The 14,208-nt window shown below is 68.5% G+C and carries 13 protein-coding genes; 7 read left to right on the top strand and 6 right to left on the bottom strand.

Features of this window, described 5'->3' with window-relative positions; translation table 11 throughout:
- Positions 1–360: flagellin (locus tag DS837_RS27585; RefSeq protein ID WP_282187591.1), on the top strand; the 360-nt coding region annotated here is incomplete at its 5' end.
- Between the two features lie 93 nt (positions 361–453).
- Here DS837_RS27585 and DS837_RS27590 read toward each other — a convergent pair.
- Positions 454–2,076 (bottom strand): S10 family peptidase, encoded by a 1,623-nt coding sequence (locus DS837_RS27590; RefSeq protein WP_149167655.1) that lies wholly within the window; start codon positions 2,074–2,076, stop codon positions 454–456.
- 208 nt (positions 2,077–2,284) lie between these two features.
- On the opposite strand from DS837_RS27590, the gene DS837_RS27595 reads away from it, so the two are divergent.
- Complete coding sequence (locus DS837_RS27595) at positions 2,285–2,767, top strand: bacteriohemerythrin (protein ID WP_149167656.1); 483 nt, start codon at positions 2,285–2,287, stop codon at positions 2,765–2,767.
- A gap of 175 nt (positions 2,768–2,942) precedes the next feature.
- Here the strand turns inward: DS837_RS27595 and DS837_RS27600 are convergent, their stop codons facing one another.
- The gene (locus tag DS837_RS27600) at positions 2,943–6,662 is read right to left on the bottom strand and encodes a vitamin B12-dependent ribonucleotide reductase (protein ID WP_149167657.1); all 3,720 of its coding nucleotides are present in this window, start codon (positions 6,660–6,662) and stop codon (positions 2,943–2,945) included.
- A gap of 528 nt (positions 6,663–7,190) precedes the next feature.
- On the opposite strand from DS837_RS27600, the gene DS837_RS27605 reads away from it, so the two are divergent.
- A complete protein-coding gene (locus DS837_RS27605; RefSeq protein ID WP_247890166.1) occupies positions 7,191–7,688 on the top strand; it encodes a PRC-barrel domain-containing protein in 498 nt (165 codons plus the stop codon).
- A gap of 54 nt (positions 7,689–7,742) precedes the next feature.
- Here the strand turns inward: DS837_RS27605 and DS837_RS27610 are convergent, their stop codons facing one another.
- The 3 genes from DS837_RS27610 to DS837_RS27620 all read right to left on the bottom strand — a co-directional run bounded on the left by DS837_RS27610 (position 7,743) and on the right by DS837_RS27620 (position 10,494).
- The gene (locus DS837_RS27610) at positions 7,743–8,207 is read right to left on the bottom strand and encodes a bacteriohemerythrin (RefSeq protein ID WP_170295999.1); all 465 of its coding nucleotides are present in this window, start codon (positions 8,205–8,207) and stop codon (positions 7,743–7,745) included.
- Positions 8,208–8,432: 225 nt separating this feature from the next.
- A complete protein-coding gene (locus DS837_RS27615; RefSeq protein ID WP_149167659.1) occupies positions 8,433–9,446 on the bottom strand; it encodes a DUF6352 family protein in 1,014 nt (337 codons plus the stop codon).
- A gap of 106 nt (positions 9,447–9,552) precedes the next feature.
- Positions 9,553–10,494 (bottom strand): alpha/beta fold hydrolase, encoded by a 942-nt coding sequence (locus DS837_RS27620; protein ID WP_149167660.1) that lies wholly within the window; start codon positions 10,492–10,494, stop codon positions 9,553–9,555.
- A 141-nt stretch (positions 10,495–10,635) separates the two neighbouring features.
- Between DS837_RS27620 and DS837_RS27625 the strand changes: the two genes are divergently transcribed.
- Complete coding sequence (locus tag DS837_RS27625; protein ID WP_149167661.1) at positions 10,636–11,256, top strand: septal ring lytic transglycosylase RlpA family protein; 621 nt, start codon at positions 10,636–10,638, stop codon at positions 11,254–11,256.
- A gap of 2 nt (positions 11,257–11,258) precedes the next feature.
- Here DS837_RS27625 and DS837_RS27630 read toward each other — a convergent pair whose 3' ends face one another.
- A complete protein-coding gene (locus tag DS837_RS27630) occupies positions 11,259–12,074 on the bottom strand; it encodes an SDR family NAD(P)-dependent oxidoreductase (RefSeq protein ID WP_149167662.1) in 816 nt (271 codons plus the stop codon).
- A gap of 355 nt (positions 12,075–12,429) precedes the next feature.
- Between DS837_RS27630 and DS837_RS27635 the strand changes: the two genes are divergently transcribed.
- From DS837_RS27635 to DS837_RS32225, 3 genes are all read left to right on the top strand, one after another.
- Positions 12,430–12,879: a MaoC family dehydratase gene (locus DS837_RS27635; RefSeq protein WP_014239679.1), complete on the top strand. Its 450-nt coding sequence runs from the start codon at positions 12,430–12,432 to the stop codon at positions 12,877–12,879.
- 182 nt (positions 12,880–13,061) lie between these two features.
- Positions 13,062–14,018, top strand: coding sequence for a bifunctional riboflavin kinase/FAD synthetase (locus DS837_RS27640; protein ID WP_149167663.1), 957 nt, complete (start codon positions 13,062–13,064; stop codon positions 14,016–14,018).
- 5 nt (positions 14,019–14,023) lie between these two features.
- Complete coding sequence (locus DS837_RS32225; RefSeq protein ID WP_170296000.1) at positions 14,024–14,200, top strand: hypothetical protein; 177 nt, start codon at positions 14,024–14,026, stop codon at positions 14,198–14,200.
- The last annotated feature ends 8 nt before the right edge of the window (positions 14,201–14,208 follow it).

The raw sequence follows: 14,208 nt of genomic DNA on the forward strand, positions 1-14,208 counted from the left end.
ATCACGGTGAAGTCGCAGAACCTGACCACCAGCGGCCAGGGCCTGCGTCTGGACTACGCGCAGAACGACTGGACCGACCGCGCCGACATCGACAAGGCGGTCGCCAGCATCGACTACGCGAAGCAGAGCCTGCGCTCGGCCTCGCAGACGCTGTCGACCAACCTGAACATCATCACGACCCGCGAAACCTTCACCAAGGAGTTCAGCGACGTGCTGGTCGAAGGCGCCAACAAGCTGACGCTGGCCGACCAGAACGAGGAAGGCGCGAGCCTGCTGATGCTGCAGACCCGTCAGCAGCTCGGCACCATCGCCCTCTCGCTGGCCAACCAGTCGCAGCAGTCGATCCTGCGCCTGTTCTAACCGGCAAGGTCCAGCCGGCGACCACAGGCCGAGGCAAGGCATTGCGCAGCAGGCGCCCCGACCGGGGCGCCTGTCTTTTTTCGCCCGCTCACCTTACCGCAGCGCGGCCTCGATCAGGGCCCGCGCGTCGGCGGCCAGCTTCGCGCGCTCCGGCGCGCGGGTGTACATCATGTGACCGCCCTCATGGACCGTCACGGCGACCCGGTCGGCCTGCCCGTCCGGCAGCTCCAGGCGGGACGCCACCCAGCGCGACGCCATGTAGGGCGTGATGAGGTCGGTGCGCCCATGGGCGATCAGCACCCGCAGCGCGGGCTGCAGGGTCAGGGCGGCCTGGAGATCGTCCACCGCGCTGGGCTGGCCGGAGCGCGGCCATTCCCAGCCCCGATTCACCCGGTCGCTGAGCAGGTCGAACGGCACCTCCGTCCACACGCCCAGCCATTCGTGAGCGTAGGCGGCGAAGGCGGTGGTGTAGGTCGGCACCGTGCCCTTCAGGAAAGGATCGAAGGGAAGGCGCGCCGCCGACGGGTCGGGGTCCGCGGCGGTGAAGGTGCCGTCATAGACGCTGGCGACCCGCCCCCGCCCGCGCAGCAGCTCGCGGGCGAAGACGTCGGTGGGGATCTCGCCGCGGAAGCGGGTCACCAGCTCTTCCGGCAGGCCGGTGGTCCGCGCCACCTCGGCGAAGAAGCCCTGCGCCGCGCCGGGCCGACGGTAGTCCAGACCGGCCAGCCCGGTAAGGTAGCCGTTGAAGGCGTAACGCTCAGCCGCCGCCGCCGCCTGCTCCGGCGTGCCGGGAACCAGCGCGTTGGCGGCGGCGGAAGCGGCGTAGGAGGGCAGCCGCAGCGCCGGCACCAGAAGCCCGCCACCGCCGCGGATGGTGGCGAAATCGACCACCGGCGACACCATGATCAGCCCGTTGACCGCGATGCCGGTGTCGTCGATCAGCCGGTTGGCCATCTTGGCGATGCGGAAGCCGCCGTAGCTCTCCCCCACCAGGAACTTCGGCGACTCCCAGCGGCCGTTGCGGGTGAGCCAGAGCCGGACGATCTCCGCCATGGCCCGGCTGTCGGCATCGACCGACCAGAAGCGTTTGCCGGGGTCCTCGTCCCGCCGCGCGCCCTCCTCCTTTCCACCGTCACGCCGTATGCCCCGGCTGTAGCCGGTGCCGACCGGATCGATGAAGACCAGATCGGTGAAGGCCAGCCAGCTGTCCGGGTTGTCCAGCAGCGGGGCCGGCGGGCGGGTCAGCGACCCGTCGTCGTTGAAGCCGACCACCTTTGGCCCCAGGGCCCCCAGATGCAGATAGGCCGAGGAGGCTCCCGGCCCGCCGTTGAACACGAAGGCGACCGGCCGCTGGCCACGCGGCGTCCCGTCCAGCGTGCCCCCATCCAGCGTATAGGTGACGGTGAAGACGCGGGCCGCCACCTCCTCGCGCGGGCCGTCGCGCAGCGGCAGGAACTCCGCCACCGCCGTGTAGGCGAGCGGCCCGGAGGGCAAAGGCAGCTGGTGCCTGGTCTCGCTGCGCTGGGCATCGAAACCGTTGCCGGTCCGCTCCGCCGGCTTCGCTGCGCTCTGGTTCGGCTCGTGTTGGGCCGGTGTGTTTGGAGCTGCCGCGTTTTGAGGTGCCGCCTCCTGGGCGGTCGCGACCTGCAGCGGCGGCAGCACCAGCAGGGCGAGGAGCGGCAAAAGGCGGAGGCGGCGGTTCATCGCACGTCGCATGGCGCATCCCGTCGGCTGTGTCGTCACAGGCCCGCATATTGACCCGCGCCCGGCGTCCGGCAAGGACACACACCCCTCGGCTTGCGCCATAGCTCACCACCAAAACACCAAAGCCGCGACAATTTATCTCAATTCAAACCATTGATGCACATACGACCGTGTTTATGATGCCCACGCTGTCACCACTTTAAGCCGAGTCATCGTGATCATGGACATGCCCGCCGAGAATTTTCAGGATCTCGTCTGGAGCGACGATCTTGAGTTGGGCGTCGAGGAGATCGACGAGCAGCACAAGCATTGGATCGGGCTGGTCCAGGCGTTCCATGTCGCCGTTGCCGAAGGCCGTTCCCGCGGGGAAGTCTATCGCACCCTGGCCGATGCGGTGGTCTATACGGAGATTCACTTCGCGAGCGAGCAGAAGGTGATGGAAGAAGCCGGCTATCCCTTCCTGGCTGACCATCTCGTCCAGCATTCCCTGGCGTGGGAGCAACTGCACGCCTTCACCACCGGCAACGTGCCGGAGGAGAACATCGCCGAATATCTGGCGACTTTCCTGCCGCAATGGCTGATGCTGCACATCAACTCCGCGGACCGCCAGTTCGCCCGCTGGCTGAAGGAGCGTGACGCCGTCCCGGCAGAACTGGCCGACACCCAGCTTTCCGGCCGCGTCTTTCCCAACATCCCGGTCTGACCCCGTCCCGCTCGCGATGACCGCCGCCGGTGGGGCCCCCTGCCGGCGGCGAAAACCATGCCCGCAGGGTTCAACCCACCGACGGTGGCGCCCCCGAAGCCAGCGCGCATGAAAAAAGGGGAGGTCCGAGGACCTCCCCTTTTCCACGCCATGCCGGGGATGGAACCGGCTGGCCTCAGCTGCAGCCCGTGGTGGAGCCGCAGGTGTCGCACTTCAGGCAGGTGCCGTTGCGGACAAGCGTCATGTTGCCGCACTCCCCGCACTGATCCCCCTCGTAGCCGCGGGCGCGGGCCTCGCGGATGCGGTCGTAGCGCTGGTCGCTGTTGCTGCCGCCGTAAGCCGTGCCGGTGGTACCGCCGACCGGGGCCGTGCCGCCGGCATGGACCACCGCGGCGCCGACCGCCGGGCTGGAGGCCACCGCCGCGTGGGCGGCGGACGCCGTGGCCTGGGCCGCGGTGCCGGTGGCGGCCAGGGCCGCCGCGGCCGAGACCCGCTGGGTCTGCCCGCCGTTCAGGACGCGCAGGTTGTTGCGGACATAGCCGGTGGACGCGACCTTGCGGACGATGTCCGACGGCTGGACCGCGCCGGTCTCCGGCAGGTCGCCCTGCTTGTCGCCGCTGCCCACCGTGAAGGGCACCAGATCCTCCGGCGTGGCGTGCGCCAAGTCGGTGCGGCCCAGGTAAGAGATGGCGATCTCGCGGAAGATGTAGTCGATGACCGAGGTCGCCATCTTGATGGTGTCGTTGCCGGTCACCATGCCCGACGGCTCGAAGCGGGTGAAGGTGAAGGCCTCCACGAACTCTTCCAGCGGCACGCCGTACTGCAGGCCGATCGACACCGCGATGGCGAAATTGTTCATCAGCGAGCGGAAGGCGGCGCCCTCCTTGTGCATGTCGATGAAGATCTCGCCGATGCGCCCATCCTCATACTCGCCGGTGCGCAGGTAGATCTTGTGGCCGCCGACGGTCGCCTTCTGGGTGTAGCCCTTGCGGCGGTGCGGCAGGCGCTCGCGCTCGGTGCGCTTGCGCTCGATGATGCGCTCCACGACCTTCTCGACGATGCGCTCGGAGACCATCTGGGTGCGGGTGGCGTTCGCCGCCTCGACGATCTCCTCGACCGCGTCCTCCTCGTCGTCCAGCAGGGCGGCGGAGAGCGGCTGGCTCAGCTTGGAGCCGTCGCGGTACAGCGCGTTGGCCTTGATGCCCAGGCGCCAGGACAGCAGGTAGGCGTCCTTGCACTCCTCCACCGTCGCCGTGTTCGGCATGTTGATGGTCTTGGAGATCGCGCCGGAGATGAAGGGCTGCGAAGCGGCCATCATGGTGATGTGCGATTCCCAGGACAGGAAGCGCTTGCCGATGCGGCCGCAGGGGTTGGCGCAGTCGAACACCGGCAGATGCTCGTCCTTCAGGAAGGGCGCGCCCTCCAGCGTCATGGCGCCGCAGCAGAAGGTGTTCGCCGCCTCGAGCTCGGCCTTGGTGAAGCCGAGAGCGGTCAGCAGGTCGAAGCCCGGCGCGTCCATCTGCTCGGCGGGGATGCCCAGCGTGTCGACGATGACGTCGGCGCCGACCGTCCAGCGGTTGAAGGCGAACTTGATGTCGAAGGCGGTGGCGAGGTTGCCCTCCAGCTTCTCCAGCACCTCGGCCGGGAAGCCCTTGGCCGCCAGAGTCTCGTGGTTGACGCCCGGCGCGCCCTTCAGCGTGCCGTGGCCGACCGCGTAGCGCTCGATCGCGGCGATCTCGTCGGCGGTGTAGCCCAGCGTGCGCAGGGCCTCCGGCACCAGACGGTTGACGATCTTGAAGTAGCCGCCGCCGGCCAGCTTCTTGAACTTCACCAGCGCGAAGTCCGGCTCGATGCCCGTGGTGTCGCAATCCATGACCAGACCGATGGTGCCGGTCGGGGCGACCACGGTGGCCTGGGCGTTGCGGAAGCCGTGCTGCTCGCCCAGTTCCAGCGCCATGTCCCAGGCGCGGACGGCGGCCATCGCCAGTTCCTGCTCCGGGCACTCGTCGGCGACGAAGGGCACCGGCTTGACCGACAGGCCCTCGTAACCCTCCATCTCGCCGCAGGCGGCGCGGCGGTGGTTGCGGATGACCCGCAGCATGTGGTCGCGGTTCTGCTCATAGGCCGGGAAGGCGCCCAGCTCCTGCGCCATCTCGGCGGAGGTGGCGTAGGCGACGCCGGTCATCACCGCGGAGATGGCGGCGCAGTAGGCGCGGCCTTCTGCCGAGTCGTAGGGCAGGCCGGAGGACATCAGCAGGCCGCCGAGGTTGGCGAAGCCAAGGCCAAGCGTGCGGAACTCGTAGGAGAGCTGGGCGATCTCCTTGGACGGGAACTGCGCCATCAGCACGGAGATTTCCAGCACCATGGTCCACAGGCGGCAGGCGTGCTCGAACGCCTCGACGTCGAAGGAACCGTCCTTCAGACGGAACGACATCAGGTTCAGCGAGGCGAGGTTGCAGGCCGTGTCGTCGAGGAACATGTACTCCGAGCACGGGTTCGAGGCGTTGATGCGCCCCGAGGCCGGGCAGGTGTGCCAATCGTTGATCGTCGTGTCGAACTGCACGCCCGGATCGGCGCAGGCCCAGGCGGCGTAGCCGACCTTGTCCCACAGGTCGCGGGCGCGCAGCGTGCGGTGGACCGTGCCGTCGGTGCGGCGGATCAGCTTCCACTCGTCGTCGTTCAGGACGGCCTGGATGAAGTCGTCGGAGATGCGCACCGAGTTGTTGGAGTTCTGGCCGGCCACCGTCAGGTAGGCGTCCGAGTCCCAATCGGTGTTGTAGGTCTTGAACTCGATGCTGGTGAAGCCCTGGGCGGCGAACTGGATCACGCGCTGGACGTAGTTCTCCGGCACCTGCGCCTTGCGGGCGGCGACGACGGCCTTCTTCAGCTCCTTGTTGACCTTCGGGTCCTGGCCGTCCTGGGCGGCGGCCATGATCGTGGTCAGGTGCTGCTGGCAGATCTTGGAACCGGTGACGAGGGCGGCGACCTTCTGCTCCTCGGTCACCTTCCAGTCGATGTAGGCCTCGATGTCCGGGTGGTCCATGTCCACCGTGACCATCTTGGCCGCACGGCGGGTGGTGCCGCCCGACTTGATGGCGCCCGCCGCGCGGTCGCCGATCTTCAGGAAGCTCATCAGGCCCGACGACTTGCCGCCGCCGGCCAGCTTCTCACCCTCGCCGCGCAGGCGGGAGAAGTTGGAGCCGGTGCCCGAACCGTACTTGAACAGGCGCGCCTCGCGGACCCACAGGTCCATGATGCCGCCCTCGTTCACCAGATCGTCGGCGACGGACTGGATGAAGCAGGCGTGCGGCTGCGGGTGCTCGTAGGCCGAGGCGGACGAGGTCAGCAGGCCGGTCTTGAAATCGACGTAGAAGTGGCCCTGGCTCGGGCCGTCGATGCCGTAGGCCCAGTGCAGGCCGGTGTTGAACCATTGCGGGCTGTTCGGGGCCGCCATCTGGGCGGCCAGCATGAAGCGCATCTCGTCGAAGAAGGCGCGGGCGTCGGCCTCGGTGTCGAAATAGCCGCCCTTCCAGCCCCAGTAGGTCCAGGTGCCGGCCAGACGGTCGAAGACCTGCTTGGCCGACTTCTCGCCGGAATAGCGCTTCTCCTTCGGCAGGGCGGCCAGCGCGGCCTCGTCGGCGGTCTTGCGCCACAGCCAGGACGGGACGGTGTTCTCCTCGACCGCCTTCAGGGCGACCGGAACGCCGGCCTTGCGGAAGTACTTCTGGGCCAGGATGTCGCTGGCGACCTGGCTGTAATTCTCGGGAACCTCGATGTCCGTCTGCTGGAAGACCACAGAGCCGTCAGGGTTGCGGATCTCGCTCGTCGTGCGGCGGAAGCCGAGAGCGGCGTAAGCATCCTGACCCTCTTTCGTGAAACGACGCTGGACCCGCATGTGACTCGTGCTCCCTCTGGCTGGCGAACAAAGGTGTCGCGCTCCGTGCGGCGCAGCTCGCGCTGGCTGACGAACGCAACACCCTGTATGTTGGTGCGCATCCTAGCCTCAAGCTTTGGGCCAAGCAAGACCCGGCCCAAGATATTGTGTGCTTGACGCGGGCCTACCTCCTAGATATGGCGCCTCCGGTCAACGGGCCAAGCCGCCGCGGGTTCCCGGGAAAAATCGACCAACCCCCACATCTAGTCCCGCGCTGAAAGCCTCCGGCGCCCGATTCCCGTAAGGAATCCGTCACTTTCGCGGGGTCGCCGGGACCTTCCGACCGCAGGATTCCCGGGGGGCGAATCGGCGGTACGCCTTCCTCCCGCCCCCCGCCCACCGACCCACTTTTGCCCGCTGGACCGGCCCCCCTTCGGGGCCTCCGGAACGGCACCCCGAGTCGCCCCACGATGTCACAGGCGGCCCCGCGTGACCTTTCCCGCTCCCTCCGGTTGGAAGGGTCGGTTTCGTGCAACGAGGAGACCTTCCATGCACAAGACGGTGATCGCGACCCTGTCCGCCCTGGCGCTGACGACCGGCGCCGCGGTGGCCCAGACCGGCACCGGCGGTTCGGCCCAAACCCCGGGGGCTCAGGCCCCGAACTCGGTCATCATGGACCAGGGCCAGAGCGCCCGTCCGGCCGGCCCCACAAGCAACGCCACGGGCGGCGCCAGCGTCGAGCATCTGATGAGCCGCACGGTGATCGGCGCGGACGGCGAGAAGGTCGGCAAAGTGTCCGACGTGATCCTCGGCCCGGACGGCAACGCGCAGCTCCTGGTGATCCAGAGCGGCGGCTTCCTCGGCATCGGCGGCAAGGAGATCGCCGCGGACATCGCGCTGGCCGACGTGCTGCCGGGCAACGGCCCGATCACGCTGCGCGACGTCACCCAGGCGAGCGTGCGCGACATGCCGGAGTTCCAGTACAGCGACAGCATGACCTCGCTGAACCGCGGCCCGAAGGGCAGCGGCGAGTCGAACAAGCAGTGACGCGCTGAACATCAATATTTACCCTCTCCCCACTGGGGAGAGGGTTATTAAGACCTACGCCTCCACCCCGCGCTCGCGGAGGTAGGCGCCCAGCTTGCTGTCCACGCCCAGGATGTGGCCCGACAGCCATTTGGCGAGGAAGCCCAGCACGAAGGCGCCTTTCTCGCCCCCCGCGTCCAGCGCGCTGTTCACGTCGTGCAACTGGCGGACGAAGCTGTCGTGCAGCGCCTTGTGGGCGGTGTAGTCGGGATAGCCGTGCTCGCGCATCAGCGTCTCTTCCCGATCGAAATGGGTGTCGGTGTAGTCGAGCAACTCCCCCAGCACGTCCTGGATCTCGCTGTCGGCGCGGAACTCGTTCACCGCGGTGACGAATTCGTTGAACAGCTCGAACAGGCGCTTGTGGTCGGCGTCGATCACGGCGTTCCCGACGCCGAAGCCGTCCTGCCACGCCATCGTCGCCCAACGCGGGTCGGCAAGGTTCGGCTTCATCGTCTTCGGCTGCGTGTTGTTTAATTGCATGACGTTTCCCCCTTCAGGAAACATCCTTATAAGCCGCCGCCCGCCAGCCGCCTGGGCGACAGATAGTCACAGATACAGTATGGTTATAGGAATGCCGGTCATACGGCCGGCGCATGAACAGTTCCATGATCGGCCGGCCGTATGACCCTTTCGCACATGGCTGCGCCATGTGCTGTCGGGTTTGAACCGAAGACGCTCGATGGAGACCATCAAACGCCTTCGGTATCAGTTCATCTGCGCCAGCGGCAGGTTGACCAGCAGATTTTGCGGCTTGAGGCGCAGTTTGCGGTCGGCGGTCATTGCCAGGGCCAGATAGACGGGCCGCCCGGCGATGTCGGCGCGCATGGCCGCCGGATCGGCGAACTCCAGCCGGAACAGCGACAGGATGCGGGCCAGCCGCTCCTCCCCCACCTCGGCCCCGTTGTAGAGGTCGTTGAGGATCGCCGTGGCCTCCCCGTCCAGCCCGACATGCCAGACCCAGCGCTCGTCGCTGATCCGCTGCACGGGATGGATCGACACCGTCACCCCCAGGAAATGCGTCACCCAACCCTCCAGGACGCGGCACAGCGCATCCAGCCCGGCCGCGGCGAAGGTCACGTCCAGCACGGTGTCGTGCCGCGAATCGCGCTCCCAATAGCGGGGGTGGTTGGTCTCGTCGAGGATGTCGAGATCGACGGAGCGCGGGGCGGTCCCGGCCTCCACCACCAGCCGGCCCAGGCTGCCGAAGCCGCCGGTCGCGGCCAGCATTTCCACCGTCTCGCTGTCGGCCAGCCGGACGCGCCCGTCGTCCACCGACACGGTCTGAGGCCGGAAGAACAGCTCACCCGCCCGCGCCCGCAGGCCTGACGGCGTGCCGTCCAGAAGGTTGCGCAGGATGACATGGGCCATCTGGTCGATGAACAGCCCCGGCACACCCCGCGCGCCCTCGCGGAACAGGCGGAGGTAGCAGCCCTCGACCGTGCCGGCGGCGAGCAGCCGGTCGCGGAAACCCAGCCAGACCGCCCAGTTCTCCCGCGCATCCGCATCGGCCAGCGCCTCCACCATGCCCGGCGGCACGGGGCGGGCGGGATCGTCGAGCAGGCCGGCGAACAGCGTGTGCTCGGTCTCGCAGGCGTCCTCGGGCGGGCGCATCTCCGGCCGCATCAGATAGGCGCGCAGGAAGTCCGGCGTGACCGCCAGCCAGCCGTCGGCGTCGCGCGTCAGCAGATGGAAACCGGACTCTTTCCAGAAATCAGACATGGAAGGCGGACCCTTGAACAGAAAAGCGGGTGCAAAGCGTCCCTCATGTGGGCGCGCGGGCGCCCGCGCCAAGGACCTAGCACAGCCCGCCCTACGGATGCCCGACTTACAAGTTCAGGGCGGCGAGGAAGGCATCGACATCCGCCCACACCCGGTCGCGGATGTCGTCGCGCTCCATCAGCAGCTCGTGCTTGGCGTCGGGATGCTCCTTCAGCACGGCGTTGCCCAGCCGGGCGGCGGCCAGCCGGTGCGATTCCGAGCGGACGACGGCGTCGGCGGGCGCGCTCAGCAGCAGGATGGGCGTCGTCACCCGCTCCAGCGGCGCGGTGAAGCGGATGTGGTCGGCGGCGCGCAGGGCCGCCCGCACCCAGCCGAAGCTGACCCCGCCCACCCGCAGTTCGGGCCGGTCGCGGAAGGCGTCGTGGTAGGTGGCGTAGCGGCGGGGGTCCGAGGTGATCGGGTTGACCGGGGTGAACAGCCCCTCCACCGGGTCGTAATCGTGCTGGCCGAAGGCGTATTCGGCGGCCCGCCCGCGGGCGCACAGGCGTTCGGCCAGCCAGACCGCCATGCGGCGCGGCACCGGACCGGTGAAGATGTCGAACATCGGCGCCGTCAGCACCGCGGCGTCGCACAGGGCCGGGTTGCGGAGCAGGGCCATCAGGGCGACCAACCCGCCCATGCTGTGGGCGACCAGCAGCAGCGGCCCGTGCTGCCGCGGCCTCACCAGTTGCTCCACCACCTCGTCGAGATCGCCGGCCAGCCTGTCGAAGCTGTCCAGGTGATGGATCTGGGGGTTGGGCAGGGGCCGGTCGGACAGGCCCTGGTTGCGCCAGTCGAACGCGAAGACATCGAAGCCGCGGGCGAGCAGTTCCCCCGCCGTCTCGGCGTATTTCTCGATGAACTCCGCTCGGCCGGTCAGCAGCAGCGCGGTGCCGCGCGGCGGGGCGGTGGTGGCCGTCCAATGGGCGGTGCGCAGCCGCGTCCCGTCCCCCATCGTCACCCAGCCGAATCGTGGCTCCACACCCAGATCCGCCACGCTCACGGCCATTCCTGCGCGCTCCTTCGTTGACGGGACGATTGAAGCATCAACGCACCGGGCGGGTCCAGCCCGCGGCGGCGGAGCCGGTGATCCAGTGGAACCCCCGCCCTCCCACGGATGTTGTCCAGGTCCAATGGGAGGTACATTCGAATGCACATGGCGCGTACACTGTCCATGGCGCTCTGCGCCCTGTCCCTGTCCTTGCCTCTGTCCCCCATGGCCGCCCAGGCCCAGCCCTCATCCAAATCGCAAAGCCCCAAGGACGCGTCGGTGCCGCCGATCGCCGTGGAACGCACGGAAGAGGGCGAGCCGGTGATCGTCCATGAGGGCGAGGCGTCCTTCTACGGCGGCTCGTTCCACGGCAAGAAGACGGCCAGCGGCGAGCGCTTCGACCAGAACAAGCCGACCGCCGCCTCGCGCGAGTTGCCGCTGGGCAGCAAGGTCACCGTGACCAACCAGGACAACGGCAAGAGCGTCGACGTCATCGTCAACGACCGCGGCCCCTATGTGGACGGGCGGGTCATCGACCTGTCGAAGAAGGCCGCCAAGAAGCTCGACATGATCGAGGACGGCGTGGCCCCGGTGCGCGTCGAGGCCAAGCCGTCCGAACAGCCGACCGAGGCCGTGAAGGAGAAGGTCGAGGCCAAGGCCGAGAAGGCCGACAAGACCCAGGTGGCGGAGCAGCCCGCCTCCGAGAAGAAGGGCAACGGTGCTGCTCTGTCGGGTTCGTCCGCCGCCGATCGGCAGAGCGGGTCAGGGTCCGACCGTTAGGGTCAGGCCCGCGGCGGACGAACGGTCCGGCCGGCGCGCTGGCCACGGTCGAAGGCGGCCAGCAGCGCCCCCAGCCCGTCCGACGCCGCGTGGCGCGACCACAGGAAGGGGCGCAGCATGTTGCGGGTGCCGAAGCCGTGCACATGCACCGTGCGGCGCCCCAGCGCCTGCAGCCCCTCCCGCGCCACGTCCAGCGGATCGGCGGCCCCCGGCAGCGCGTTCAGGGCGAAGCCGGCCCGCTTGCCGAAGGCGGTGCGGGTGGCGCCGGGGCACAGGACCAGCACATCCACCGGCTTGCGCTTCAGTTCCGCCGCCAACGCCTCGCCATAGGCCAGGATGAAGCTCTTGCTGGCGCAGTAGGTCCCAAGGAACGGGATCGGCTGGAACGCCGCCGTGCTCGACACCAGGATCAGCCCGGCCCGCCGCCCGTCGCGGGCCGCCCGCTCGATCATGCCGGGCAGCAGCGCGCGGGTCAGCACGGTGGTCGCCACCACATTCAGTTCCACCGTCGTCCGCTCCGCCTCCGGCGCGTTGTCGAGCACCGGCCCGAAGGCGCCGGACCCGGCGTTGTTGATGAGCAGGTCGATCTCCAGCGTCTCCGCTTTCTGGATCAGGGCGTTCCGCCCCTCGTCGGTGGTCAGGTCGGTGGCCAGCACCTCCACCCGGCGCCCGGCGGCCTCCAGCTCCGTCTTTGCGGTGGTCAGGGCCTCGGCGTTGCGGGCGGCCAGCAGAAGGCCGGTGTCGGCGGACAGGGCACGGGCGAAGCCGGCGCCGATGCCGGAGGTGCCGCCGGTGACCAGCGCGAAGCGGTGGGGCATGGGTCGGATTCCATCGCGGTTCGGAAGGGATGAAAGGTGACGGTTGGCCGCGGCGGCGCGAAGTCAAGCTGCCCGCCCCCGAGTCGCCCCGCATTCCGCGGTGCAGCAGGCCGAATTGTCAGTGTACATATTAACTGGAGCCGCTTCGGACTTTTACTGTCACGGAACTGAAATTTCCTGACCGGAGGAAATAGGCAGGACGCCTCGACTGCCTCCTCTTTCGAAAGAGGTTAGCGGTTTTTTCACTTTTTCGGGCGAGTCGTGTTGCCATCACGTGGTTGCAGTGCATATATCGCATTGCACCATACGTGTTGTCGCACCGCTCGGCCGGTGCTTGATGAAAAGGAACCGCGGTATGGATGATGTTCGCCAAGTCCTGAAGGACAACGAGGGCCACTGCATCGAGGATTTGACCGTCGGCATGACGGCGTCCTTTGCGAAGACGGTTACCGAGGCGGACATCGTGCTGTTCGCCGGCATCTCCGGCGACACCAACCCGGTCCACCTGAACCAGGAATACGCCAGCGGCACCATGTTCCAGGGCCGCATCGCCCACGGGATGCTGAGCGTCAGCTTCATCTCCGCCGTTCTGGGAACCAAGCTGCCGGGTCCGGGCGCCATCTACATGAGCCAGACCGTGCGCTTCAAGGCGCCGGTCCGCGCCGGCGACACGGTGACCGCCCGCGCCACCGTCACCGAGATCATCCCGGAGAAGCGCCGCGCCGTCGTCCGCACGGTCTGCACCGTCGGCGAGACGGTGGTGATCGAGGGCGAGGCCCTGCTGATGGTCCCGTCGCGCGGCTGACCGTCCCCGCCGAACCATCGTGGGGCCAAGCCTTCAACAAGCGAAATGACTTGCCGGTCGCCGGCGCGTAGACCACGCGCCGGCTCCGGTCTATATAAGACGCCCATGGCATGGCCCGCCCCGGCGGGCCGCCGTCTTTTCGGGGGGCCGTCCGCGGCCCGCAGACCATCAGGGCGTGACGCATGCGATTGTTCCGACACACCGCCGACCTGCCGGAGGACGCCCGCGGGGCCGTCGTCGCCCTTGGCAACTTCGACGGGGTGCACCGCGGCCATCAGGCGGTGATCGCCACCGCCCAGCGGATCGCCCGCGATCTCGGCGCGCCCTCGGCGGTGATGACCTTCGAGCCGCATCCCCGCTCGGTCTTCCGCCCTGACGACGCGCCCTTCCGCCTGTCGCCCTTCCGCGTCAAGGCCCGCCACATCGAGGCGCTGGGGGTCGACCTGCTGTTCGTCTGCCATTTCGACGAGAGCTTCCTGCACAAGACCGCCGACGCCTTCATCCAGGAGGATCTGGTGGCCGGACTGGGCGTGCGGCACGTCGTCTGCGGCTACGATTTCCTGTTCGGCCACGGCCGCGGCGGCGACCCCGCCCTGCTCCGGCAGGCCGGCGCGGCCCACGGCTTCGGCGTGACCGAGGTCGGGCCGGTGTCCGACGATACAGACGGCGTCTATTCCTCCACCCGCGTGCGCGACGCGCTGGTCGCCGGCAACCCGCGCGAGGCGGCGCGGCTGCTCGGCTCCCCCTGGGAGATCGAGGGGCGCGTGGAGCACGGCGATCACAAGGGCCGCACCATCGGCTTCCCCACCGCCAACGTCGAGTTGGCCGACTATCTGCGCCCCGCCTTCGGCGTCTACGCGGTGCGCACCGGGGTGGACCAGGGGGCGGGCACGGTCTGGCGCAACGGCGTCGCCAACCTGGGCCGCCGCCCGACCGTGGGCGGAACGGTGGAGCGGCTGGAGACCCACATCCTCGACTTCGACGGCGATCTGTACGGCCAGCACCTGCGCGTGCAGCTCATCGAGTTCCTGCGGCCGGAGCGCAAGTTCGGCAGCTTCAACGAGTTGAAGGACCAGATCGTCCAGGACGCCGCGGCGGCCCGCGCCGTGCTGGCCCGGGAACCGCAGTCGGAAGGCTGAGCGACATGGACCGCGTGATCCTGCTGCTGTTCATCCTGAACCAGGGCGGCCCGACCACCATCGAGTTCCAGACGATGGAGCAGTGCAAGGCCGCCGAGCCCGCCATCGTCCAGGCCTACCGCGAGATGACCGGCAACCCGGTGCTGACCCGCTGCATCACACTGGCGCTGCCGGGGAAGTGAACCCATGG

The organism is Azospirillum brasilense, assembly GCF_008365405.1.
In the GTDB taxonomy this organism is placed as follows: Bacteria; Pseudomonadota; Alphaproteobacteria; order Azospirillales; family Azospirillaceae; genus Azospirillum; species Azospirillum brasilense_D.